Genomic DNA, 24,130 nt, shown 5'->3' on the forward strand with positions numbered 1-24,130 from the left:
CGATATGTAGTCAGTATGACCTCCTACACCTTATAGTCATACGGACCACAAGGAGTCATTATGACTGCACACTCACTGCTCACCACCCTGCTGCCGCTGGTCGCCGACCTGTCGCGGGAACTGCCCGAAGGCGAACGCTATCGACGCCTGCTGCAAGCCATGCGCGCCCTGTTGCCGTGTGATGCGGCCGCCCTGCTGCGCCTGGACGGCGAATCGCTGGTGCCGCTGGCGGTGGATGGCTTGAGCGCAGACACCCTGGGCCGCCGCTTCAAGGTCAGCGAACATCCGCGCTTCGCCGTGCTGCTCAGCAGCCCTGGGCCCACACGCTTTGACAGTGACAGCGAATTGCCCGATCCCTACGACGGCCTGGTCGATGGCGTGCACGGCCACCTGGAAGTCCACGACTGCATGGGCTGCCCGCTGTTTGTCGACGATCTGCCCTGGGGCCTGTTGACCCTGGACGCGCTGGACACCGAACGCTTCGAACGCGTGGAACTGGACGCGCTGCAAGCCTTCGCCAGCCTCGCTGCCGCAACGGTGAATGTTGCCGAACGCATCGAACGCCTGGCCCTGCGGGCCGAAGACGAACACCAGCGGGCCGAAATCTACCGCCAGGCCAGCGGCCAGCAGCACAAGGAAATGATCGGCCAGAGTAAAACCCACAAGCGCCTGGTGGAGGAAATCAAGCTGGTGGGTGGCAGCGACCTCACGGTACTGATCACCGGCGAAACCGGGGTGGGCAAGGAACTGGTGGCCCAGGCCATTCACGCGGCGTCGTCCCGCGCGGACAAACCACTGATCAGCCTCAACTGCGCGGCCCTGCCGGAAACCCTGGTGGAAAGCGAGTTGTTCGGCCATGTGCGTGGCGCCTTCACCGGCGCGCTGAATGAACGGCGCGGCAAGTTCGAGCTGGCCAATGGCGGCACGCTGTTTCTGGACGAAGTGGGCGAGTTGTCCCTGAGCGTGCAGGCCAAGCTGCTGCGGGTGCTGCAAAGCGGCCAGTTGCAGCGCCTGGGCTCGGACAAGGAACACCAGGTGGATGTGCGCCTGATCGCCGCCACCAACCGCGACCTCGCCGATGAAGTGCGCAACGGCCGCTACCGCGCCGACTTCTACCACCGCCTGAGCGTGTACCCGCTGCAAGTGCCGGCCCTGCGCGAGCGCGGGCGTGATGTGTTGCTGCTGGCCGGCTTCTTCCTCGAGCAGAACCGCTCACGCATGGGCCTGGGCAGCCTGCGCCTGACCAGCGATGCCCAGGCGGCGCTGCTGGCCTATAACTGGCCGGGCAATGTGCGGGAGCTGGAACATTTGATCGGGCGCAGTGCGTTGAAGGCACTGGGTAACTGTCGCGAACGCCCGAAGATTCTGAGCCTGAGTGCCCAGGACCTGGATTTGCCCGACGTCAGCACGCCGGTGATCGAAGCACCGGCAGAAGCAGCCCTGGCCGTCACCGGTGACCTGCGCCAGGCCACCGAGCACTACCAGCGCCAAGTCATCAACGCCTGCCTGGAACGCCACCAGCACAACTGGGCCAGCGCCGCCCGCGAACTGGGCCTGGACCGCGCCAACCTCGGCCGGATGGCCAAGCGTTTAGGGCTCAAATAAACCAGACAACTCGGTCAAATGTGAGAAATGCAGGAAATGTGGGAGGGGGGCTTGCCCCCTCCCACACTAGACCTGCTTTGCCTGGAGGATCGGATTCACCGGCTGAGCCACCTTGGGCTTACGAAACACCAACACATTCCCCAGCATCACCAGTACCAACCCCGCCAACGCCGGCGCGGTCCACTGGTAGCCTTCGGCAAACGCCGACACATTCAGCGCCACCACCGGGAACAGCACCGTGCAATACGCCGCACGCTCCGGCCCCATGCGCCCGACCAAGGTCAGGTACGCGGTAAACCCGATCACCGAACCCGGAATCACCAGGTACCACAACGCACCGATGTACCGTGCGCTCCAGTCCATCTCAAACGGAATACCGCGCACCACGCAGTAGGTCGCCAGCATCAACGAACCATACAACATGCCCCAGGCATTCGTGGTCAGCGGCCTCAGACCGGCCTTCTGCTGCAGGCTCGAGAGCATATTGCCCGCCGAGAAACACATCGTCCCCAGCAACGCCAACCCCAACCCCAGCAAGGTCTGCGGGCTGGCGGTATGCCCCACCAGTTCCGGCCAGAACAGCAGGCCCAAGCCCGCCAGCCCGAGGCCGCCTCCCATCAACACAGTGCGTGCCACCCGCTGGCCGAAAAACACCCGGGCGTTCAGCGCATTCCACAGCGTGGCCGTGGAAAACACCACCGCCACCAGGCCGCTGGGGATCCATTGGCTGGCGGTGAGAAAGCACATGAAGTTGACACAGAACAGGCACAACCCCTGGGCCAGGCAGATAAGGTGCCCACGCCGATTCATCACCTGCAACTTGCGACTGACCAGCAGCAACGCAAACAACACCAGGGCCGCCAGGCCGAAGCGGTAGACGATGGACACGGGAATCGCCACCACGCCCAATTGCCATTTGAGGGCGATCCAGGTGGTGCCCCAGATCAGCACGGTGAGTAAATACAGGGAAAGGTTCATAGCGGGCTCCATCGATTGAGCCACAGTGTCGCCTTCAACCCGGGCAAGGCTCTTGCACAATCTTGCGCTTTTGTCGGGCGATGGGATCACAGCGCCAGCCTCGCGGAGTAGGATGCAAGGCGTCGGAGAACACACACCATGCCAGACCTGGAATCCCTGCAAGTCTTCCAAGCCCTTAACCGCTCGCCCAACGCACGCCTGGAAGCCTGCGCCGAGCTCGGTGACGGCTTGTCTGCGGCCTTGTGGAGCAACCATCATGATTCCCAGGACTACCAGGCGCCCAGCCATCACACCTTGTCCTGCTATGTCGGTGGCGGCACCGGCACGTTTCGGCGTGACCGGCCGGGCACCAAGGGCGGCCCCGACAAGCTGTGCATCCTGCCTGCCGAGCACCAATCGGCCTGGGTGATCAACGGTGAGATCCGCCTGGCCCACGTGTATTTCAGCCCGGAGCAATTTGCCCTGGGCTGCGTCACCCTGCTTGACCGCGAACCGCGCACGCTGGAGCTGCGGGAAAGTACCTTTCTGGAAGACCAGCGCCTGGCCCAACGCTTCCACCAACTGATCGCCCTCAACTGGCACGAGCCCGCCGAACGCCTGCTTACCAGCAGCCTCGCCCATGAAATGCTCAGCCACACCCTGCTCAGCCAGGTGGGCGCCCGCGAAGGCCTGCGGTTGAAAGGCGGGCTGGCCGCCTACCAACGACGGTTGCTGGTGGACTACATCGACCAGCACTTGGAGGAGCCCATCAGCCTTGGGCAACTGGCTGGGTTGTGCGCGTTGTCGGAGTACCATTTCGCACGGATGTTTCGCCAAAGCTTCGGACTGCCGCCCCATCAGTACCTGCTGGCGCGCCGGCTGACACGCGCGCAAAACCTGCTGCGTGGCGGCGCCCTGCCGTTGGGCGAGATTGCCCTGCTGTGCGGTTTTTCCAGCGCCAGCCACTTTACCCATCGCTTCCGCCAGGCCATGGGCGCCACGCCCGGCGAATACCGTCAGGCGTTCATCTAAACCATCAGGCCCAAGGTCTTGGCCTTGGCCACCGCCTGGGTACGCCGCTCTACGCCGAGCTTGCTGTGAATGCGCCGCGCGTGGGTCTTGACGGTGTGCAGGGAGATAAACAGCCGGTCGGCGATCTCCAGGTTGGAACTGCCGAGGGCGATCAGTTGCAGCACTTCCAGTTCGCGCTGGCTCAAGGGGTTTTCCACCGTGCCGGGGGTTGATGCCTGAGGTTCCAGGCCCAGCTCACTCAGCAGTCCCGGCGCGCGCAGACGCAGTTCGCGAATCGCTTGCTGCACCTGGCAACGCCCGGCCAACTCCAGGCCGGCTTGCAGCGAGCGGCGCGCCAAGGCCTGATCACCCAGCTGCCAGGCGACTTCGCCCAGCACCAGGTGCAGTTCGATTTCCAGGCACAGCATGCCGCGCTGATGGGTGGCTTGCAGCAAGGCGTTGAGCCGTTCCAGCGGTTGCTCGGCGCAGCCCAGCTTCACCTCCGCCAGCACCAACAGGTATTCAAGACGCGGGATCAGTTCCAGGGTGGCCGGCGGCGCCTGCTTGCCCTGGGGCCCACGGAAGTGACGCAGCACGCGACGCACCGCTTCCACGGTCAATTCGGCGCGCCCCTGCTGCAACCAGAAGTGCCCGCTGACCAACAGCAGCACCGCGCGGTACACCGTGTCCGGCACCTGGCGTTGCTGCATCAGCCGCTCGGCCTCACGCAACTGGACAAAGGCCTGGGCGTAATCGCCACGGTTGGCAGCCAACAGCGCCAGGCCGAGAAAGCCGTAGAGCACGCGCTTGTCCTGGCTGTGCAGGCACATCTTCAAGCCCGTATCGAAACACTCGGCGGCCAGGCTGTCCTGGCCCTGGCGCAAGGCCAGGTGCCCGCGTCGCAAGGCGATACGCCCCACCAAGGGGCCGGCCTTGAGCCGCTGTTCAAGCAACATGGCCTGTACATTTTCCAGCAGGCTCTGGGCCCGGTACGGTGCCCCGCGCTGTTCCAGCAGTTGAGCGTGATCCAGCTCTAGCAGCGCCTCCAGCAGCAACGAACCATGGGCGCGCGCCAGGCACAGCGCTTCGCGGTTCAGGCTTTGGGCCACGTCCAATTCGCCGCGCAACAAGGCTTGCTGGGTCAGGCCAGACAGGCACATCAGCCGCGAGGTCCACGCGCTGTCGGGCAAGGCTTGCAGCGCCTCCAGAAAATGCAGGCGCGAGCCCTCGGCATCGCCGCCCAGGTGCAGCAGCCAGCCCCATTGCGCCTGCCAGCGCGCCAACAAATACCGCTGTTGCGCCGCCGTCGGTTGCGGGGCAAACCGGGCCAGTTGATCGATGCACACCGCTGCCTGCTCGAAACGCCCGGCAAACAGCAACGCCGCCGTCACCAGCCCCACCAGTTGTGCCGAGCCGAGCATCAATTCATCGCCATGCTGCTCATGCAGGTGCAACAGCAAGACGGCGTTCTGCTGGCGGAACAGGTCCTCGAAACTGAAATGCTGCAACAGGCTCACCGCCATTTCATATTCTTCGGCCAACAGCGCCTGTTCGAAGGCGGCCTGCCAGTCCTGTTCGGCGCAGAACCATTGGCAGGCGCGTCGATGCCAGGAGCGTTTGGCCGGCCAGGGCTCGTTTTGCATCAGCTGCGCCAGGGGCGGAAAAACCTGCAGCCAGTCGGTGTCTTCCCACGGCTGGATAAAGGCGCCGAGCACCTGCAGATCCCTCAGGTACTGGTCACCGTCCCCCGCGCCGAACAAGTGCTCGCACAGGCCGGCGTTGAAGCGCGGCAGATGAGCCAGTACGCGCCAGGCCTCCGCCAGCTCCGGCGGCAGTGTGCTGAACAGTTCGTGTCGCAGGTAGTCGAGCAAGGTCTTGTCGGGGTGCCCATCCCCCAGCAGGGCGATGCGCACGCCCGCGCACCAACCGGCGCTGAATTGCTGCACGCTGTCGACCGAATGCCCGGGTGCATGGCTGAGCAGTTGCTGGATTTCCCCAGGGCTGAAGGCCAGTTCGGCGCCACATTCGAGCAACTCATCGTCGAGCAGCAGGCGCGGCCAGTTGCACGTCGGTCGCCGCCGCGCGCCCAGCCACCAGGTCAGGGCCGGGCTGCTGGCGGTGAGCAGGCGGTCGAGCAAGGCGTCGGTGTCGGGCGTGGGCAAGCGGCAAAAATCATCGAGGAACAGCCACGCCGAGGCCTGCCAGCGGCTGAGGTCGAGCAGCAAGGTGGTTTCATCGGTAAACGTCAGGCCCAGGTTTTGCGCCAGCCGCAGGCACAGGTCGAGGGGGCTGAGCACCGCGCCATTGAGCGGCAACCAGTACACCTGGCAACCCGCAGGCGCCTGCAACGCACATTCGGCGAGCAGCGCGCTCTTGCCACTGCCGCCGGGGGCGCAGAGTAATTTGACCCTGGCCTGGTCCGTCAGCAACGGCTCGGCCAGGCGTGGGCGCAGCAGATGGTGAGCGGACAGCCGGGGCATGAATCCAGGACGGTCCAGGCAGCGTGTCATGGCAGTCATTGCTGCATCCTGCTTTTTTATTGTTATGCAACCTGGTGCTTACCCTAGTCCTATGGCGGGGGGTTGTTGAAGAAGTATTCAGCGGGGTGATTGAAGGCCATGCACAGAAGTGGGAGGGGGCAAGCCCCCTCCCACATTTTGACTCCGCTTCGATCCGGGATCAGCGTACGCCTTCAGCCCTCAACGCCGCCGGGGTGTAGTCCGCTGCCTTGGCCGCAAAGCCGAACACGAAGCTGCTCTTCTCCTCGTTCTTCATGCCCAGTGCGATGTAGCGCCCGGCAATGATGTCGTACAGGGTCTCGACGGTGTAGGCCGGCACCTGGTGGTCGTAGTAGAACTGCGCATGGCCTTCGGCGACGCGCCACAGTTGGCCACGACCGTCGTAGTGATCCACCAGCGCGACTTGCCAGCTGTCTTCGTCGATGTACATGTGGCGCTTGGCGTAGATGTGCCGCTCGCTCGGCTTGACCGTGCCGACCACTTCCCACACGCGGTGCAGTTCGTAACGGGTCAGGTCCTGGTTGATGTGACCGGCCTTGATGATGTCGTCGTATTTGAGCGACGGCGAATCGAGCTTGTAGCTGTTGTAGGGGATGTACATCTCTTTCTTGCCCACCAGCTTCCAGTCATAGCGGTCAGGGGCGCCGGAGAACATGTCGAAATTGTCGGTGGTGCGCAGGCCGTCGGACGCGGTGCCCGGGCCGTCATAGGACACTTGCGGCGCGCGGCGCACGCGGCGCTGGCCGGCGTTGTAGATCCAGGCCAGGCGCGGCTCCTTCACCTGGTCGAGGGTCTCGTGCACCAGCAGCACGTTACCCGCCAGGCGTGCCGGGGCGGTCACCGATTGCTTGAAATAGCTCAGCACGTTGGCCGCCTTGGCCTGGTCGATATCGGGAATCGCCTGGGGCACCGCCACTTCCTCCTCGAAGCGGATCGGCGTGTAGCTGCCATTGGTCTGCGGGGTAGCCTGGGTGATGATGCGGCGCAGGTTGCCACCGTGGTAGCGGGTGATGTGGTTCCACAGCACTTCCACGCCATTCTTGGGAATCGGGAACGCGTAGTAACGGTTACCGGTGAAGTTTTCCAGGCCGTTGCCGTCGTTGATCGTCTTGACGTTCAGCGCGCTGCGCTTGATCGACTCGTAGATGTCCGGTGGCAGGTTGACCGTACGGTGGCTCGGGTACACCGGGATCTTGTAGGTCTCGGGGTAGCGCTTGAACATCGCCACCTGGCCGTCGGAGAGTTTGTCCTTGTACTTGTCCACCGTGGCGGCGGTGATCACGAACAGCGGTTTTTCATTGGCGAACGGATCGGCGAGGAAGCCCTTGCTGTCCACCGCGCCGGCGTTTTTCGGGATACCGCCGGTCCACGCCGGGATCGAGCCATCGGCGTTGCCGGCTTTTTCGGCGCCGACCGGTGTCAGGGTGGTGCCCAGCTTGGCCGCCTCTTCCGGCGACACCGCCGCCATCACGTGGGAAGCCAACAGGCTGAGGGCCAATACTGCAATTGTCTTACGCATGGATTCTTGTCCTTCTTTAAGCCAAATCAGAAGTTCACGCCGAAGCTGAGGGCGAGGAAGTCGCGGTCGGTCAGGGTGTTGTAGTCGCCGCCAAAGAAGTCGGTGTAGCTGAGGCTGGCGGTGTAGGTGCTGCGATAGTCCGCATCCACGCCGACGCTGAGGGCCTTGGCGCCTTTATTGAAGATCCCGTTGGGCCCGTAGCCGGCCACGTCATGGGACCAGGACAGGTTGGGCTTGAGGTTCACCCCGAAGAGCGCGTTGTTGTAGTCGAGGATCGCCCGCGCGCGGTAGCCCCAGGAGGTGGAGGTGACAAAACCGTCGGTGTCACCCTGGAAACCGTAGGCGCCATAGACCGAATCACGGCCGTAACGCAGTTTGGATTTGTCCTCCAGGCCCGCCACGTGCACGACGGCCGCCTCGCCTACCAGGGTCAGGCGTTCGGCGCCGAGGACCTGGTCGAAGAACTGGGTCATGGTGCTTTGGATCTGAGTGATTTCCTTGCGGCGGTAGCCCTTGTTGTCGTCACCGAAGTTGCTGCGGATGGGTGAAGCGAGTTGGCCGGCGATCGGATTGATCAAAGCCAATGTCAAGTCGGTGGTGTTCAACTGCACCGGGGCATTGGGCCGGTAGCTGATTTCCCCGGTCCACGCGGTGCCGGTGGGCAAGGTGGTGGAGAAGCTCGCGCCGAACAGGCGAATGTCTTCCGGGTAGTCGAGATAGTACTGGCCACGGCCGAGCATGGTGCTCTGGGCCAGGGCCGAACCGAAGCCCGCCGGAGCAGCCGCCGCGATACCACCGATGGTCGCCAGATTGGTGTTGGCGGTAATCGTGCCCACAGTCGGCGTACGGCTGTGGTAGTTCATGAAATACAGGCCGTACTCCGTGTCATCGCCCAGCCAGCGCAAGGCTGCACCGAATTGGCCGGAATCCCGTGCATCGCGATCACCGGCACGCTGCACCACCACACCTTCGCGGGTCACCACAAAGCCTTGGCCGCGAGCCGCTGCGATCGGTTGGAGCGGAGCAATCGCCGGACTACCCACCGTGTAGTTGCCGGTGCAGCCATCCGCCGCCACGTCATTGCCAAAGAAGGTGCCGCAGTTATCCAGCACCGTCTGGTCCCACTCCAGCTGGTAGAAGCCTTCCACGGTCAGTTGGTTGGTCAGGCTCTGGGACGCGAACAGCATGTTGACCGGGATCAGCCCTTCCTTGATCTCGGCACCGGGCCGACGGAACGCCGACACGTCAATCGGGTTGATGCTGTTGATGGAGTTGCCGATGAAAGTACTTTCGCCCCAACTGACCACCTGCTTGCCGGCACGCACGGTGCCCGGCAGGTCGCCCAGGGAGTAGTTGTGGTAGACGAACGCATCGAGGATCTGCGCACCGCTGGACTTGGCGCCTTCCTTGCGGTTGTGGTCGCTGATCTGCTTGAACTCGCGGTCTTCGTCCTTGAGTTCGAAGTCGTACCAGTATTTGCCGCGCACGAACACACCGGTATCGCCGTATTTCAGCTCCAGGTCATGCAGGCCTTTGAAGATCTTGGAGAAGGTCTCGCCCTTCTTGAAGTTGAGACGCCCGTCATCCCCCGTGGAAGCCTGGCCCGTGCCGCCATTGACGGTGCCCACGAGCTTTTTATCGGCATCGCGCATGCCCCAGCTCGAGCCGACCGACAGCGAGGAGTCGAATTGCCCTTCGATCTCGCCAATGTTGAAGGAAACAGCCTGTGCCTGGGCACAGCAACCCAACGCAACCGCAGCGGCCAGCGCCTGTGGCGTGAAGATGGCGCGCATTGTTGTTTTTGTCATGCGTCTTCCCCGGTGAGTGACAGAAGGCCTCACCCTACTGCCGCGCATCAGGAGCGATAAGCGCACCAAGGAGGGATTCGCTCTATCGCTCGAAAGGATGACAAGCCGCTCTGGCCGGGGTGTGGGCGGGCCCATGGATTGGGTGGATGGCGGGTTATCAGGGGAATGGATGGCTCGCCCTCAAACTGTTGCGCTTTCAGTAACAGTCCTTGTCATGAATCGGGATTACTCATTTTGTAACAACCGACTATTCTTGCCTCGCTTTCAGGGCAAACAGCCCGTTTCCCCATCGGGAAGAACAGCCAGACTCGAATGGATTGATGCCTGTTTTCAATCTGTTACCCGTGTTCACTGACGTTGATTTGTCGCTCCTTGATCCAACGTCTGACTTCAGCCGCTGCGTTTGCAGCGGCTTTTTTTTGCCTGAAATAAAACGGGGCGCCATCAGCGCCCCGTGGGATTCAAGCTTTTTCAAGCAACGATCACAGGCTGTACTTCTGCAAGTTCGCCATCATCTCCTTCAACGCTTCGATGTTGTCGTTGGGGTGGGCTGCGCCTTCAAAGTCGCAGATCTGCGCCCAATGCGCCGCCACATCATCGGGGGAGAACCCGGCTTCAGGGTCGAAGCCCACGCCCAGGCTGCGCTCCCAGCGGGTCTTGCCGATCCAGCCGCCACCGACCTCGAACAGCCCGGACGTTTCCTGGCACGCTTCGCTGCCCAGGTACACCACCAGCGGGCTGACCAGTTCCGGCTTGAGGCGCTCGAACACTTGCGGCGGGATCAGGCCTTCGGTCATGCGCGTACCGCCGGTAGGGGCAATCGCATTGACCAGGATGTTGTTCTTGCGCCCTTCCAGGGCCAGGGTGCGGGTCAGGCCGTACAGCCCGAGCTTGGCCATGCCGTAGTTGGACTGGCCGAAATTGCCGTAGATGCCCGAGGTAGACGCAGTGAAGATCACCCGGCCGTAGCCTTGCTCACGCAGGTAAGGCCAGGCGGCGCGGGTGACTTTGTAGGCACCTTCGACATGCACGCGGTAAACCAGGTCCCAGTCGGCGTCGTCCATTTTGTGGAAGGTTTTGTCACGCAGGATGCCGGCGTTGTTGACCACCACGTCGATGCGGCCGAAGACGTCGAGGGCGTTCTGGACGATCTTGTCACCGTCGGTGACAGAGTCATGATTGGCCTCGGCGACACCGCCCGCAGCACGAATCTCGGCCACCACTCGGTCGGCGGCGGACGCATTGGCGCCCTCGCCCTGGGTAGAGCCGCCGAGGTCGTTGACCAGGACCTTGGCCCCGTGCCTGGCGAACAGCAGCGCATGGGCCCGGCCCAATCCGCCGCCGGCACCGGTGACGATCACGACCTTATCCTGGAACTGCACTGACTCACTCATACCGAACTCCGCTGGCGACAATGGGAATGGTTCGAGTGTCCGGCAACGCGCCTGCGGTCACAATAAATACGGCGGAGGCTGAATGGTGCCCGATAAGGCTGGGGGATGATGACTCGTCTATCTGTAGGAGCGAGCTTGCTCGCGAAAAATCCCAGAGCGCCGCGTGGTGTCAGGATTCCCACGTTATCGTTGACGATTTTCGCGAGCAAGCTCGCTCCTACAGAAAAGGATTCGGGATCAGGAATAGGCCACTTGCGAGGCCGGCTGCCGGAGCCGATCACGAAAGGCCTGGTAGTGCCTGAGCACCTGCACCGGCGCCTCGATCTGCGGGTAGTGGCCGATATTGGCCAGCAACACCGTGTCGGCGTCGGGCACCAGTTGCTGGTAACGCTCGACCATATGCGCGCCGGAGATCGGGTCCACTTCGCCGTCGATCACCCGCAACGGCACTTCGCCGCGCTGCATGGCGGCGACCCAGCGATCACGCAGGCGACGGCGCTGGGGGACGTAGGCGATCAGTTTGTGCAGGATGCGCGTGCCGTCGTTGACGTTGATCAGGCTCCAGAAATCATCCAGGGCACTTTCACTGGGGCGGGTGTCGGGGCCGAATATCTGGCTGAAGTTGTCCGCCAGGGCATTGCGCCCGAAGGCGCGGCCGATCATCCAGCCCAGGGGGCTGAGCAAGAGTTTTTGCACCAGCGCCAGGCGATGGGTTTCGGGGAACAACCCGCCATTGAGGAACACACAGCTGGCCATCTCAAACCGGCCTTCGTAGTGCCGGGCCAGGAGTTCCTGGGCGACGCTATCACCGTAGTCGTGGGCCAACACATGCACCGGCTGTTCCACTCGCAAGTGTTCGAGCAGGGCCTGTTGCAAGTCCGCCTGTTCCAGCAGGCAGTAATCGTGGTCCAGCGGCTTGGCCGAGTCACCGAAGCCGAGCATGTCGCAGGCGATCACCAAGTGACGCTGGGCCAGGGGTTGCCACAGGTAATGCCAGTCCCAACTGGCGGTGGGGAAGCCATGGATCAGCAGCAGCGGTTCGCCCTGCCCGGCCACCCAATAGCGAAGGGTACGGCCGCGAAAGACGAAATCCTGGCCACGCTTGCGCCAGACTCTGAGCGGGATTTCGGCGAGTGGCATCAGCGGTTATACCCCGGGTCTTGCAGGTCCAATTTGCGCAGCAAGGCCGGCCAGGCCAGCGCGCCGCCCATGCCTTGGGCGCTCTTTGTGACAGCCGCCACCATCGCCTTGGCACCGGCAAGAATCTGCGGCCCGATGGCGATCAATTCGGCGCCGCCGCTCTGCGCCAGCACCTGAATATCGCAGGCACGCTGGAAGGTGAACATCATCAGAAAGGTGTCGGCAATGGTACTGCCGCAGGTCAGCAGGCCATGGTTGTGCAGCATCAGGAAATTGCTATCCCCGAGGTCGGCCTGCAAGCGGGCTTTTTCTTCATGGTTCAAGGCCACGCCTTCGTAGGCGTGATAGGCCAGGCTCGACAGCACGAATAGCGATTGCTGGCTGATGGGCAACACGCCCTGCTTCTGCGCAGCGACGGCCACCCCCGCGGCCGTGTGGGTGTGCAGCACGCACGTCACATCATGGCGAACTTCATGGATGGCACTGTGAATGGTGTAGCCCGCCGGATTGATGTCGTAGGGGCTGTCCATCAGTTTGTTGCCGGCCTGATCGACCTTGACCAGGCTGGACGCGGTGATCTCGTGGAACATCAGCCCATACGGGTTGATCAGGAAATCATCGGTGCCCGGCACCTTGGCCGAGATATGGGTGAAGATCAGGTCATCCCAGCCATGCAGCGCCACCAGGCGATAGCAGGCTGCCAGGTCGACGCGGGTCTGCCATTCGGCAGCGCTGACCTGGTCTTTGACATTCTGCGGCGATAGAACGGGGGCTAGGCTCACGGCGATGACCTCCTTGGCGCACTGTCTTATTGTTGTTTTTTTGTGTGATGGGCCAGTCTAGTCAGACCTCATGGCCGCCGGAGTTGCCTTGGCAGCCAGCTTGATGACCGAGCGGGTCAGTTCAGAGAATAGTTGAGGTTTGTTTAAAGCGCGTCAGAGAAGTGCCGCCAGAAAAGGCACGGCAAACAGGTTGAGCAACCCCGTCAACACCATCACCAGGCCGGCGACCGAGCCCTCTTCGCCGCCCACTTCATGGGCGCGGCTGACACCCGCACCGTGGGCTCCCACGCCAAACAACGCGCCACGTGCCAGGGGTGTCCGCAGCGGCAGCCATTTGAGTAATACACCACCGAGCATGGCGCCGAACACACCGGTGAACATCACGAACACCGCCGTCAGCTCCGGCACGCCGCCCAGGTCGGAAGACACCGGCATGGCGAACGGTGTGGTGATCGAGCGCGGCACCAGCGACAGCGTCACCGCACCGTCCAGCGCCAGTGCCTTCGCCAGGCCGAACGAAGTCGCGATCGACGCCACACTGCCCGCCACCATACCCAGCAGCAACGCCGGCCAGTGCCGCGCCAGCAAGCGGCGCTGCTGCCAGATCGGCACGGCAAACGCCACGGTCACCGGGCCCAGCACCAACATCAGCCAGTGGGTGTCGGTGGCGTATTCGGCATAGGCGGTGTGCATCGGCACGGCCACCGCCAACAACAATGCCGGCACCAGGATCAGCGGCGACAGCAGGTAGCGCCCGGTACGCCGGTAGAGCCAGCGGCTGAATACGTAGGCGCCCAGGGTCAAGGCGAGCCAGAACACCGGCATCAGTTCAAGCTTCATGGCGCAACCTCCAGCGGCACACGGCTTCCACCGTAAATGCCGTGACCAGCATCACCGCCAGCGTGCTCAAGCCGATCACCAACAGGATGCGCCAGCCATCGTTGCGCAGCAGGCCGCCGTAATCGAGCAGGCTCATCAGGGCCGGGATGAAGAACAGCAGCATCTCGGCCATCAACACCCCGGCGCCCAATTGCAGTGCCGCCGGCTTGACCAGGCCGCTGGCGAACGTTGCCAGCAACAGGCCCAAGCCCACCACGCCACCGGGAATGGGCCAGGCCAGCCAGGTCGCCAACTGGGTGCCCAGCAGATAAATCGCGAGCAGCACAACCAATTCAGTCAGCAAACGGCCAAGGTGTTTGAAGGAAAAACGTTTCATGGGCTTTGGGTCCTCGCAGGCCCCCATTTTAGAGCGCGGCCTTCCATCCCCACAGCGAATTGTTAGACTGCCAACCATTCCAAACTGGAATCAGGCCGATGGAATTCAAACAGCTGCGCAGCTTTGTCGAAGTGATCCACCGAGGGGGCTTTACCCAGGCAGGGAAAACCCTGCATATCAGCCAGTCCGCCGTCAGCAAGCAAGTCGCGCAATTGGAGCAAAGCCTTGGCACGCCGCTGCTCGATCGTATCGGCTCGCAGATCCGCCTAACCGCCGCCGGCCAGGTCGTGCTGCAACGCGCCGAAGCCATGTTGCGCCTGCAAGCCGAACTGCTGAGCGAGCTGGACGATATGCAGCAGCTCACCCGCGGCGAGTTGCGCCTGGGCCTGCCGCTGCTGGCGGGTGACACGCTGTTCGCCGGGTTGTTTGCCGAGTACCGCCGGCGCTACCCGAACGTCATCATCCAGTTGCTGGAGGGTGGCAGCCGCAATATCGAACAGGCCATCCTGAGCGGTGAGCTGGAAGTGGGCGGCAGCTTGAAACCCAATGACCCGGCGTTTGCCTGGCAAGCCTTTTGCGATGAACCCCTGGACGCACTGCTGCCGATTGACCATCCCCTGGCGGACAACGCCCAGGTGCGCCTTGAGGAATTGGCGGACACGCCGTTCCTGATGTACCAGCGCAGCTTTGTGCTTAACGACCGCCTGATGCAGGCGTGTCAGCAGTTGGGTTTTACCCCGAAGGAAATCGGCCGCAGCGGCCAGGCGGACTTCCTCGCAGCCTTGGTGGCCGCCGGCCAAGGCGTGGTGCTGCTGCCCAGCGTGGTCGCCCGTGGGCTGGTGCGACCTGGGGTGGTGCGCCTGACGTTGAAGGCGCCCGACTACCTGCGCTGGGACATTGCCTTTATCTGGCGTGAGGGCGCCTACCTGTCGAAAGCCGCCCAGGCCTGGCTGGCGTTGTTACGCGAGTTTCCGGTCAAGCGCGCAGTGCAGTGACCAGCTCGGCCAGCCATGGCTCGGCGTCGGCTTCCGGGGTGACGCTTTCGCTGGCGTCCAGGCGCAGCATCGGCAGCACTTCACGCACACCCAACTCGCCGAACAGCTCGCGCATTTGCTCGCCACCGCCACAGAAGGTGTCGCCGTAGCTGGCATCGCCCAGGCCGATCACTGCGCCGGGCAGGCCGCGCCAAGCGGCGGGCAGTTGGTCGCGAATGGTTGAATACAGGGGTTGCAGGTTGTCGGGCAATTCGCCCATGCCGGTGGTGGAGGTCACCGCCAGAAAGGCTTGCGGACTGAAGGCTATTACATCCGCCAAGGTCGCACGGGGATTGTGCCAGGCCTCAAAGCCGGCCTTGTTGAGGAGGTCGGCGGCGTGGCGCGCGACTTCTTCAGCCGTGCCGTACACCGAGCCGGAAAGGATGGCGACTTTCATCAATCTGATCCTGTAGTTGAGCGAAAGCCTGGGATATTAGCAGCTGGCGCAAATATTTCGGCGCCCGCCGTGCAAGATTCAAGGCATGTCTTAAACTGCCCACTCCAATCACAAGCCATGGACCGCTCAATGATTAACGCCAAGCTGATGCAAATGGTGATCAACGCTTCCAACGACGGCATCGTCGTCGCTGAAAGAGAAGGCAAGGACAAGCCGCTGATCTACGTGAACCCTGCATTCGAACGGCTGACCGGCTACACCCTCGACGAAATCCTCTACCAGGATTGCCGCTTCCTGCAATCCGGCGACCGCGACCAGCCGGCCCTGATGGCCATCCGTGACGCGTTGGAGAACGGCGGTGCCTGCCGGGAAACCCTGCGTAATTACCGCAAGGACGGCAGCCACTTCTGGAACGAACTGTCCCTTTCAACGGTTTACAACGCCGCGGACAAGCAGACGTATTTCGTCGGTGTACAAAAGGACGTCACGCTCCAGGTCAAGGCCCAGCAGCGTGTCGCGCAGCTGGAAAGTGAACTGGCCGAGGTCAAGGCCGAGCTGGCAGCGCTCAAAGCGACAAGCGGATTAAACAAAATTTAGAAACTGCGGCCATAACAGCGGATAATGGCACTTTAACACCCCTCCATTGAGCAAGCACGATGCAACGCAATGCGCTTCTGACCCAGGATGAGCTGGATTTCATTCAGAGCATGCAGCACAACCCGCAACTCAACCTGCGGGATGCTTCGTCGAGCCTGACCGTCAACGGCGGTGCACAGATTCGCGACTTGCTCACCCGCCTGGCCGCCCACGACCACCTCACCATCCAGGCGCAGTTCGACAACCAGCAACTGACCTTCCCCCTGCATCTGGTAGAGGATGAGTTCAATGCGGTGCATCTGCGTTTGGGCGTGCCGAGTATTTTCGAAGACGGGCCAATGATACGCCCGTGGCGCCTGGCGCTTGAAACGCCGGTGGCGCTGGAGAATATCCGTGGCGCTGCTGGCGCCCTGCGGGTGCATGAAGTGTCATTCAAGGGTGTGCTGGTGGAGATTCGCGGCCGGATCAAGCCGCCAAAAACCTTTTCCCTGTGGTTCAGCCCGTCGGGCTACGAACGCATCGCGCTGCGCGGCGCATTCGAGCGGGAAACGGCGCGGGGTTTGTTTGCCTACCGCTTGAGCCAAAGCGACGTGGATGAAACCGAGCGTCTGCGTCAGTTCATCCTGCACCAGCACCGCCTGGTCCACCCGCACATGCATGCCTGAAATCAGGTATCCAGCCCGCCGCTGAGAAACTGTTGCAAGCGCCGCCGCATCAAGCGACCTTCATTGCCCAGGCAGCCGAGGGACGTGCCGGCCAGGCCGTCCTCGGCAAGATCCGACGCCGCACCTGCAAGCAGCAGCGGGCAATCCAGGGTCAACGCCAAGCGGTTCAAGCGCCCCGCAAGATCATGGTTATGCGAGTAATTGGAAAAGAGGATCAGCGCCTGTGGGTGAGTCTTCTCGCAGACCAGCGTCAACTCGTCAAACGGCTGTCCCATGCCCAGCACTTTCACGGCCAGGTCATCCCGGCTCATCAGGAGCGCCGCCACCAGCAACTCCAACTTGCGGCACTCACCCGCCATGGCCGCCAGCAATACCCGCGGCACGGGTGAAGCACACGCCAGTTGCAGGCGCTCCAAGGCACGTACTCGCAGGAAGTTGTCGAAGAACAGCCACTCGCTGGCCTGGCCAAAACGCCCCTGATGACGCAACAGCTCATTCCACAGGGGCATCAGAATGTCCTGGAACACCACGTCGAGTGGGTAGGTCGCCAGGACCTGCCCATACACACGCTCCAGCTGACGGTCGTCGAAGTCGCTGACGGCCTGCATCAACCGCGCCTGCCACTGCGGCCATTCGCTTTCCTCGACCGCATCGCGCTGCGCACGAACGGCTTCGGCCTGCTGATCGTCGCGAGCGAGGATCTTGCCCACTTTGCTCACGGCGACGCCGCGCTCGATCCAATCGAGAATACGATGGACTGTCTGTATATCGGCCTTGGAATAGAGGCGATGCCCACTTTCGGTGCGCGTGGGCTGTATCAGCCCATAACGGCGCTCCCAGGCACGCAGGGTGACCGGGTTGACGCCTGTCAATCTCGAGACTTCACGGATCGGAAACAGCTCATCGGAATCAGTGGAATCCAGATGCGAAACACTTTCAAGCGGAGCAGTAATCACGGGCATTTTTGACCAAAAAACCAACGTTAACTGGGCGCTCATTTAACCCCTTTACACCTGTCTTTTTCAAGTTTCCCGCTTTTCGGACCAATGTCGCTGGTGTATTCGGGTAAAACAGGAATAATCCTTGCCTGCTTTTTACACGTCGCTGCAACACCCCGCAGCTTCGTCTGTGCGCCACCTACACGGTCCAGTGCACCCGTACATTTGGAGATACACAATGTCTACCTCTCCCGTCACCTTGATGGTTGCGCGCCGCGTGGCCAAAGGGCGCTATAAAGAACTGATGGCCTGGCTGCGCGAAGGCGAGCAATTGGCCACCGACTTCCCCGGTTACCTGGGCTCCGGCGTGCTGGCCCCACCGCCCAATGACGATGAATTCCAGATCATTTTCCGCTTCGCCGATGAGAAGACCCTGCACGCCTGGGAGTTTTCCGCCTCACGCAGTGCGTGGTTGAGCCGTGGCAGCGATTTGTTCGCCGACCCGTCCGAGCACCGTGTACGGGGCATCGATGGCTGGTTTGGCGCAGCGGGTGCGCGTCCGCCACGCTGGAAGCAGGCGGTGGCGATCTGGCTGGCGTTTTTCCCGGTGTCGCTGCTGTTCAACTTCGTCCTGGGGCCGCTGCTCAGTGAATTCGAACTGGGGCCACGTGTGCTGGTCAGCACAATGGCACTCACGCCCTTGATGGTGTACTGGTTCATTCCGCTGTCGACCCACCTGCTGGCGAACTGGCTGCACCCAGCGCCAGCCCCGCGCAAGGCCTCCGAAGCGGCGGCGTGAGTACAGGGGCGGCCCGTCGCTGGTATGATTTGCGCCTGCCAGCGACGCGAGCCTCCCATGACTGCAACGAACGCCCCGATCCTGATCACCGGCGCCGGCCAGCGCGTCGGCCTGCATTGCGCCGAGCGCCTGCTGGACGAAGGCCAGCCGGTGATTTTCAGCTACCGCAGCGAACGCCCCGGCGTGCAGGCCCTGCGTGAGCGTGGCGCAGTCGGCGTGTTTGCCGACTTCTCCACCGAAGCCGGAATTCTCGCGTTTATCGCTGAACTGAACAGCCAAACCCAAAGCCTGCGTGCGATCATCCACAACGCTTCGGCCTGGGTCGCAGAGGCGCCGGGCGACGAAAGCCGTGCCTTTACCGACATGTTCAGCGTGCACATGCTTGCGCCGTACCTGATCAACCTGCATTGTTCACCCTTGCTGCAACGCTCGACACCTGCCGACATCGTGCATATCAGCGATGACGTGGTGCGCAAGGGCAGCCGCCAGCACATCGCCTACTGCGCCACCAAGGCCGGGCTCGAGAGCCTCACGCTGTCGTTCGCCACGCAGTTTGCGCCGCTGATCAAGGTCAACGGCATCGCCCCGGCGATGGTGATGTTCAACGAAGGCGACGACGCGGCCTATCGCACCAAGGTGCTGGCCAAGTCGGCCCTGGGCATCGAGCCTGGTCCCGAGGTGATCTACCAGAGTGTGCGTTACCTGCTGGACAACCCCTATGTCACCGGTACCACCCTGACCGTCAACGGCGGGCGGCATATCAAGTAAGCCGTTTGTGAGGATGTTGTATGACCTTATCTCTGCCCCACCATTACCGCGAGATCCTCAAGGGCCTGGGCGAAGACCCGGAACGCGAAGGCTTGCTCGACACCCCCAAGCGTGCCGCCAAGGCCATGCAGTACCTGTGTCATGGCTATGAACAGAACCTCGAGGAAATCGTCAATGGCGCACTGTTCGCCTCCGACAACGACGAGATGGTGATCCTCAAGGACATCGAGCTGTATTCGCTGTGCGAGCATCACCTGCTGCCCTTTATCGGCAAGGCCCACGTGGCCTATATTCCGACCGGCAAGGTGCTGGGCCTGTCGAAGCTGGCGCGTATCGTCGACATGTTCGCCCGGCGCCTGCAGATCCAGGAAAACCTCACCCGGCAAATCGCCGACGCCATCCAGGACGTGACCCAGGCCGCCGGTGTGGCCGTGGTGATCGAAGCCAAGCACATGTGCATGATGATGCGCGGCGTGGAAAAACAGAATTCAACCATGAACACCTCGGTGATGCTCGGCGCGTTCCGCGAGTCGAACACCACGCGCATGGAGTTCCTGCAACTGATTGGACGGAGCAAGTAGCAATGCCACAACTTCAACCAGGCATGGCGCGCATCCGGGTCAAGGACCTGTGCCTGCGCACCTTCATCGGTATCAATGAGGACGAAATCCTCAACAAGCAGGATGTGCTGATCAACCTGACCATCCTGTATGCCGCCCAGGAAGCCGTGCGCGACAACGACATCGACCACGCGCTGAACTACCGCACCATCACCAAGGCCATCATCGCCCACGTGGAAGGCAACCGCTTTGCCTTGCTGGAGCGCCTGACCCAGGAACTGCTGGACCTGGTGATGAGCAACGAATCGGTGCTGTACGCCGAAGTCGAAGTGGACAAGCCCCATGCGCTGCGCTTTGCCGAGTCGGTGTCGATTACCCTGGCGGCCAGCCGCTAACCCCTGAATTGTCAGTGAGCCCTATGAACGATCAACAACGCCTCGAACTCGAAGCCGCCGCCTTCCGCCGGCTGGTGGCGCATCTGGACAGCCGCAAGGATGTGCAGAACATCGACCTGATGAACCTCGCCGGTTTCTGCCGTAACTGCCTGTCCAAGTGGTACAAGGCCGAGGCCGACGAGCGCCAGATCGAGCTGAGCCTCGATGACGCCCGTGAAGTGGTGTACGGCATGCCGTACGCCGAGTGGAAAGCCCAATACCAGCAAGAAGCCAGCGCCGAACAACAGGCGGCGTTCGCCAAAGGAAAGACCCATGACTGATTTGAACACCCTGCGCGCCAGCCTCGACAGCGGCGCACACGTTTTTGCCGACACCCTGGCGTTTGTCGCTGCCGGTTACGATTACCAGCCGCAGGCCTTCACCAACGGCGATGTGGAAAACGCTGCCGGGCAGAACGAAGGTTCGTGCAAGACCTTGGGCCTGGCGCTGCTGGAAGGCTTGAGCGACCAGGAAGCGCTGCTGGCGTTTGGCGAGCATTACCGCTCGGTGGTGGCCACGCCTGAGGGCAGTGACCATGGCAATATCCGCGCGTTGATTGCCCATGGGTTGGCAGGTGTGAAATTCGCCGCCCAGCCACTGACCCGCAAATCCTGAGTCAGATGCAAATGTGAGAGAGGGCTTGTCCCTCCCAGATTTAAATTGCACCCATAAAAAAACCGGCCTCGCTGCCGGTTTTTTTATTTCAACAATTTAGAACGCAGCGTCCTTCAAACCGTCGAGGTAACGCTCGGCGTCCAGGGCCGCCATGCAACCGGCGCCGGCCGAGGTGATGGCCTGGCGGTAGACGTGGTCGGCCACGTCGCCGGCAGCGAAGATGCCTTCGATGTTGGTCGCGGTGGCGTTGCCTTCACGACCGCCTTGCACCACCAGGTAACCGTCTTTGGCTTCCAGCACGCCTTCGAACAACGATGTGTTCGGGGTGTGGCCGATGGCGATGAACACGCCGTCGACTTTCAGCTCGTCGAAGCTGCCGTCGTTGTTTTTCAGGCGAGCACCGGTCACACCCATGTTGTCGCCCAGGACTTCATCCAGGGTGGCGTTGAGCTTGAGGATGATCTTGCCTTCGGCGACACGGGCGTGCAGCTTGTCGATCAGGATCTTCTCGGCGCGGAACGTCTCGCGACGGTGAACCAGGGTCACGGTGCTGGCGATGTTGGCCAGGTACAGCGCCTCTTCCACGGCCGTGTTGCCGCCACCGACCACGGCGACCGGCTTGTTGCGGTAGAAGAACCCGTCACAGGTGGCGCAAGCGGAAACGCCCTTGCCCATGAACGCTTCTTCCGATGGCAAGCCCAGGTAACGAGCGCTGGCGCCAGTGGCGATGATCAGTGCGTCGCAGGTGTAGACGCCGCTGTCGCCGGTCAGGCTGTAAGGTTTTTTCGAGAAGTCGACCTTGTTGATGTGATCAAACACGATCTCGGTTTCAAAGCGCTCGGCGTGTTCTTTCATACGTTCCATCAGCACCGGACCGGTCAGGCCGTGGACATCGCCCGGCCAGTTGTCGACTTCAGTGGTGGTGGTCAACTGACCGCCCGCCTGCATGCCGGTGATCAGCAGCGGCTTGAGGTTGGCCCGGGCAGCGTAGACGGCAGCGCTGTAACCGGCAGGGCCGGAACCGAGAATAATCACTCGCGAATGACGGGTATCAGACATGACTCACTCCTATCGACCGCCCGGACTACAAGACGGCTGGAATAAAAAAGGGACCACGAAGCACTTGGGGAAGGCTTTAACTCGCAGGCCCTGAAAAATAATGGGTGCAGCGTATCGAGGGGGGCAAGATTAAGGAAATACGGAATAACAATCCAGCTCATAGGCGGTCTCTATGCAGTCAGGCCGATTAATCGACGCCTTTGTTACCGTTGATGTCGTCACACCGACCACGCTTTCGCCTTGAAGGCAAAGCCGGTAAGGTCGGCGCGTTCGTCATCCTGCTCGGAGTTCTCCATGCCCGCCCCTGTTCTTTCCGGCCCGCAATACCTGCGTGAAGGCCTCAAACTGGTGCTGAGCCCCGGCCTGCGCCTGTTTGTGTTGCTGCCGCTGGCGATCAACCTGGTGCTGTTCATCGGCTTGATCTACTTTGCCGGCCATCAGTTCAGCCTGTGGGTCGACCACTTGATGCCGACCCTGCCCGGCTGGCTGAGCTTTCTGAATTACCTGCTATGGCCGCTGTTTGTGGTGCTGGTGGTGCTGATGGTGTTTTTCACCTTCACCATGCTCGCCAATATCATCGCGGCACCGTTCAACGGCTTTCTTTCCGAGAAAGTCGAAGTGGTGGTACGGGGTACCGATGACTTCCCGGCCTTCAGCTGGGGCGAACTGATTGAAATGGTTCCGCGTACCCTGGCCCGGGAAATGCGCAAGCTGGGCTACTTCCTGCCACGGGCCATCGGCCTGTTTATCCTGTCGTTCATTCCGGTGGTCAACCTGATCGCCGCGCCACTGTGGTTGCTGTTCGGCGTGTGGATGATGGCGATCCAATACATCGACTACCCGGCCGATAACCACAAGCTGGGCTGGAACGAAATGCTCGCCTGGCTGCGCCAGAAGCGCTGGCAGAGCATGAGCTTCGGCGGCATCGTCTACCTGGTGCTGCTGGTGCCGGTGGTCAACCTGTTGATGATGCCGGCGGCAGTGGCCGGGGCGACCTTGTTCTGGGTGCGCGAACAGGGCGCCGAGGCCATGGCGACGCCGAAAGTGGCCAAGTCATAAATCCATCATCTGCATGACACAATGGCGACATGGCCCACGGCGACACTGTGGGTCATGACGACAGCTTCGCTCCACATCACTCTCATCACCGAAACCTTCCCGCCAGAGATCAACGGGGTGGCCAATACCCTTGGCCGCCTGTGCGAAGGTTTGCGCGCGCGTGGCCATCAAGTTGAACTGGTTCGCCCGCGCCAGGGCGCCGATGCAAGCCGGCCCAGCGATGATGGCTTGCTGCTCTGCCGTGGCTGGCCGCTGCCGGGTTACCCAGGCCTGCAATGGGGCCAGTCGTCGATGCACAAGTTGCTGCGCCGCTGGACACGCCAGCGCCCCGACGTGCTCTACATCGCCACCGAGGGCCCGCTGGGGCTGTCGGCGCTGCGGGCGGCGCGGCGCCTGGGAATCAGCGTGGTCAGCGGTTTTCACACCAATTTCCAGCAGTACTCCAACCAGTACGGCCTAAGCCTGTTAAGCCGCATGGTTACGCACTACCTGCGTTGGTTTCATAACCGTTCGACCTTGACCCTGGTGCCCAGCGCCAGCCAACGCCTGGAACTGGAGCGCCGGCATTTCGAGCGACTGGGGATGCTGGCGCGCGGGGTGGACAGCCAATTATTCCACCCGGCCAAGCGTGACAACGCACTACGGGAAAGCTGGGGCCTGGAAAACGACGATATTGCCGTACTGCACGTGGGGCGCCTGGCCCAGGAGAAAAACCTCGGGCTGCTCAAGCGCTGCTTTGACGCGCTGCAGGCAACTTATCCACAGCGTCGGCTGAAACTGATCATCGTCGGCGATGGCCCGCAACGCCCGATGCTCGAGCGCGACCTGCCCGACGCGGTGTTCTGTGGCACCCAGCGCGGCGAAGAACTGGCGCGGCATTACGCATCCGGGGATGTGTTCCTGTTCCCCAGCCTGACCGAAACCTTCGGCAATGTGGTGCTCGAGGCCATGGCCTCCGGGCTGGGTGTGGTGGCGTACGACCAGGCGGCGGCGACCCAGCATATCCGCCATGGTTACAACGGTGTGCTGGCCATGCCGGGTGATGAGGACGCGTTTTGCGATGCGGCCAGATGGTTGCTGGAAGACAGCGAACATTTGCGCAGGGCCCGCCTCAATGCACGCCAACATGCGAGCCGCCAGGGCTGGCCGGCGATTATCGAGCAGTTCGAGAACCAGTTACGCGATGTGTGCGCAGAACATTTGGCAGCTCCAACACTGCCTGACATTCGTTGAACCCTCTACGAATGACGTAGG

Annotated in this window: 25 protein-coding genes; 13 read left to right on the plus strand and 12 right to left on the minus strand. The window is 62.2% G+C overall.

The annotated features are described in order from the left end of the window. Nucleotides 1-60 precede the first annotated feature (60 nt). A complete protein-coding gene (gene norR, locus BFP99_RS10250) occupies nucleotides 61-1,605 on the plus strand; it encodes a nitric oxide reductase transcriptional regulator NorR (protein WP_065925992.1) in 1,545 nt (514 codons plus the stop codon). 66 nt (nucleotides 1,606-1,671) lie between these two features. Here norR and BFP99_RS10255 read toward each other — a convergent pair whose 3' ends face one another. After that, entirely contained in the window at nucleotides 1,672-2,583 is a 912-nt protein-coding gene (locus tag BFP99_RS10255; RefSeq protein ID WP_065925991.1) for a DMT family transporter, read from the minus strand. Nucleotides 2,584-2,721: 138 nt separating this feature from the next. On the opposite strand from BFP99_RS10255, the gene BFP99_RS10260 reads away from it, so the two are divergent. Then, nucleotides 2,722-3,594 (plus strand): helix-turn-helix domain-containing protein, encoded by an 873-nt coding sequence (locus BFP99_RS10260; protein ID WP_065947204.1) that lies wholly within the window; start codon nucleotides 2,722-2,724, stop codon nucleotides 3,592-3,594. On the opposite strand, the gene BFP99_RS10265 is transcribed toward BFP99_RS10260, so the two are convergent. The 8 genes from BFP99_RS10265 to BFP99_RS10300 form a co-directional block, all read right to left on the minus strand. Continuing rightward, nucleotides 3,591-6,092: a LuxR C-terminal-related transcriptional regulator gene (locus BFP99_RS10265; RefSeq protein ID WP_065947205.1), complete on the minus strand. Its 2,502-nt coding sequence runs from the start codon at nucleotides 6,090-6,092 to the stop codon at nucleotides 3,591-3,593. The genes BFP99_RS10260 and BFP99_RS10265 overlap by 4 nt on opposite strands. 160 nt (nucleotides 6,093-6,252) lie before the next feature. Continuing rightward, nucleotides 6,253-7,611, minus strand: a complete 1,359-nt coding sequence (locus BFP99_RS10270; RefSeq protein WP_027607629.1) for a DUF1329 domain-containing protein — start codon at nucleotides 7,609-7,611, stop codon at nucleotides 6,253-6,255. Nucleotides 7,612-7,637: 26 nt separating this feature from the next. Next, nucleotides 7,638-9,419, minus strand: a complete 1,782-nt coding sequence (locus tag BFP99_RS10275; protein ID WP_074847597.1) for a DUF1302 domain-containing protein — start codon at nucleotides 9,417-9,419, stop codon at nucleotides 7,638-7,640. Nucleotides 9,420-9,901: 482 nt separating this feature from the next. Beyond that, nucleotides 9,902-10,813, minus strand: a complete 912-nt coding sequence (locus BFP99_RS10280) for an SDR family oxidoreductase (RefSeq protein WP_065925987.1) — start codon at nucleotides 10,811-10,813, stop codon at nucleotides 9,902-9,904. Nucleotides 10,814-11,050: 237 nt separating this feature from the next. Further along, a complete protein-coding gene (locus tag BFP99_RS10285; RefSeq protein WP_065947206.1) occupies nucleotides 11,051-11,953 on the minus strand; it encodes an alpha/beta fold hydrolase in 903 nt (300 codons plus the stop codon). Next, nucleotides 11,953-12,735 carry a class II aldolase/adducin family protein gene (locus BFP99_RS10290; RefSeq protein ID WP_065925985.1) on the minus strand — a complete coding sequence of 261 codons (783 nt, stop codon included), beginning with the start codon at nucleotides 12,733-12,735 and terminating at the stop codon, nucleotides 11,953-11,955. Before BFP99_RS10290 ends, BFP99_RS10285 begins: the two co-directional genes overlap by 1 nt. A gap of 153 nt (nucleotides 12,736-12,888) precedes the next feature. Beyond that, nucleotides 12,889-13,575 (minus strand): LrgB family protein, encoded by a 687-nt coding sequence (locus BFP99_RS10295; protein WP_065947207.1) that lies wholly within the window; start codon nucleotides 13,573-13,575, stop codon nucleotides 12,889-12,891. After that, complete coding sequence (locus BFP99_RS10300) at nucleotides 13,565-13,951, minus strand: CidA/LrgA family protein (protein WP_065926023.1); 387 nt, start codon at nucleotides 13,949-13,951, stop codon at nucleotides 13,565-13,567. The genes BFP99_RS10295 and BFP99_RS10300 overlap by 11 nt, the downstream gene beginning before the upstream one ends. Nucleotides 13,952-14,049: 98 nt before the next feature. On the opposite strand from BFP99_RS10300, the gene BFP99_RS10305 reads away from it, so the two are divergent. Beyond that, the gene (locus BFP99_RS10305; RefSeq protein ID WP_065925983.1) at nucleotides 14,050-14,946 is read left to right on the plus strand and encodes a LysR family transcriptional regulator; all 897 of its coding nucleotides are present in this window, start codon (nucleotides 14,050-14,052) and stop codon (nucleotides 14,944-14,946) included. Here BFP99_RS10305 and BFP99_RS10310 read toward each other — a convergent pair. Beyond that, complete coding sequence (locus BFP99_RS10310) at nucleotides 14,927-15,382, minus strand: flavodoxin (RefSeq protein ID WP_065925982.1); 456 nt, start codon at nucleotides 15,380-15,382, stop codon at nucleotides 14,927-14,929. The genes BFP99_RS10305 and BFP99_RS10310 overlap by 20 nt on opposite strands. A gap of 129 nt (nucleotides 15,383-15,511) precedes the next feature. Here BFP99_RS10310 and BFP99_RS10315 point away from each other — a divergent pair, with 129 nt between their 5' ends. After that, the gene (locus tag BFP99_RS10315; RefSeq protein ID WP_065925981.1) at nucleotides 15,512-15,979 is read left to right on the plus strand and encodes a PAS domain-containing protein; all 468 of its coding nucleotides are present in this window, start codon (nucleotides 15,512-15,514) and stop codon (nucleotides 15,977-15,979) included. Between the two features lie 59 nt (nucleotides 15,980-16,038). Further along, nucleotides 16,039-16,644, plus strand: coding sequence for a hypothetical protein (locus BFP99_RS10320; protein ID WP_065925980.1), 606 nt, complete (start codon nucleotides 16,039-16,041; stop codon nucleotides 16,642-16,644). Nucleotides 16,645-16,646: 2 nt separating this feature from the next. Here BFP99_RS10320 and BFP99_RS10325 read toward each other — a convergent pair whose 3' ends face one another. Beyond that, a complete protein-coding gene (locus BFP99_RS10325; protein WP_065947208.1) occupies nucleotides 16,647-17,606 on the minus strand; it encodes a MerR family transcriptional regulator in 960 nt (319 codons plus the stop codon). A 214-nt stretch (nucleotides 17,607-17,820) separates the two neighbouring features. Here BFP99_RS10325 and BFP99_RS10330 point away from each other — a divergent pair, with 214 nt between their 5' ends. The 6 genes from BFP99_RS10330 to BFP99_RS10355 are packed head-to-tail and all read left to right on the plus strand — an operon-like array spanning nucleotide 17,821 to nucleotide 20,758. Continuing rightward, nucleotides 17,821-18,381 (plus strand): antibiotic biosynthesis monooxygenase, encoded by a 561-nt coding sequence (locus BFP99_RS10330; RefSeq protein ID WP_065925978.1) that lies wholly within the window; start codon nucleotides 17,821-17,823, stop codon nucleotides 18,379-18,381. Between the two features lie 57 nt (nucleotides 18,382-18,438). Further along, a complete protein-coding gene (folM, locus tag BFP99_RS10335) occupies nucleotides 18,439-19,149 on the plus strand; it encodes a dihydromonapterin reductase (RefSeq protein ID WP_065925977.1) in 711 nt (236 codons plus the stop codon). A gap of 20 nt (nucleotides 19,150-19,169) precedes the next feature. Further along, nucleotides 19,170-19,730, plus strand: coding sequence for a GTP cyclohydrolase I FolE (gene folE / locus BFP99_RS10340; protein ID WP_025858052.1), 561 nt, complete (start codon nucleotides 19,170-19,172; stop codon nucleotides 19,728-19,730). A 2-nt stretch (nucleotides 19,731-19,732) separates the two neighbouring features. Continuing rightward, entirely contained in the window at nucleotides 19,733-20,104 is a 372-nt protein-coding gene (gene folX, locus BFP99_RS10345) for a dihydroneopterin triphosphate 2'-epimerase (RefSeq protein ID WP_003194073.1), read from the plus strand. 23 nt (nucleotides 20,105-20,127) lie between these two features. After that, on the plus strand, nucleotides 20,128-20,424 hold the full coding sequence (locus BFP99_RS10350; RefSeq protein ID WP_027607644.1) for a DUF1244 domain-containing protein: 297 nt from the start codon (nucleotides 20,128-20,130) through the stop codon (nucleotides 20,422-20,424). Beyond that, nucleotides 20,417-20,758, plus strand: coding sequence for a HopJ type III effector protein (locus tag BFP99_RS10355; protein WP_065925976.1), 342 nt, complete (start codon nucleotides 20,417-20,419; stop codon nucleotides 20,756-20,758). Before BFP99_RS10350 ends, BFP99_RS10355 begins: the two co-directional genes overlap by 8 nt. A gap of 96 nt (nucleotides 20,759-20,854) precedes the next feature. Here the strand turns inward: BFP99_RS10355 and trxB are convergent, their stop codons facing one another. Beyond that, nucleotides 20,855-21,817 carry a thioredoxin-disulfide reductase gene (gene trxB, locus BFP99_RS10360; RefSeq protein ID WP_025858049.1) on the minus strand — a complete coding sequence of 321 codons (963 nt, stop codon included), beginning with the start codon at nucleotides 21,815-21,817 and terminating at the stop codon, nucleotides 20,855-20,857. Between the two features lie 294 nt (nucleotides 21,818-22,111). Here trxB and cysZ point away from each other — a divergent pair, with 294 nt between their 5' ends. Further along, complete coding sequence (cysZ, locus tag BFP99_RS10365) at nucleotides 22,112-22,876, plus strand: sulfate transporter CysZ (RefSeq protein WP_065947209.1); 765 nt, start codon at nucleotides 22,112-22,114, stop codon at nucleotides 22,874-22,876. 54 nt (nucleotides 22,877-22,930) lie between these two features. Next, nucleotides 22,931-24,109, plus strand: coding sequence for a glycosyltransferase family 4 protein (locus BFP99_RS10370; protein ID WP_065925974.1), 1,179 nt, complete (start codon nucleotides 22,931-22,933; stop codon nucleotides 24,107-24,109). Nucleotides 24,110-24,130: the final 21 nt, after the last annotated feature.

This window comes from Pseudomonas sp. 1 R 17 (assembly GCF_900067035.1).
Taxonomy (GTDB): Bacteria; Pseudomonadota; Gammaproteobacteria; order Pseudomonadales; family Pseudomonadaceae; genus Aquipseudomonas; species Aquipseudomonas marginalis.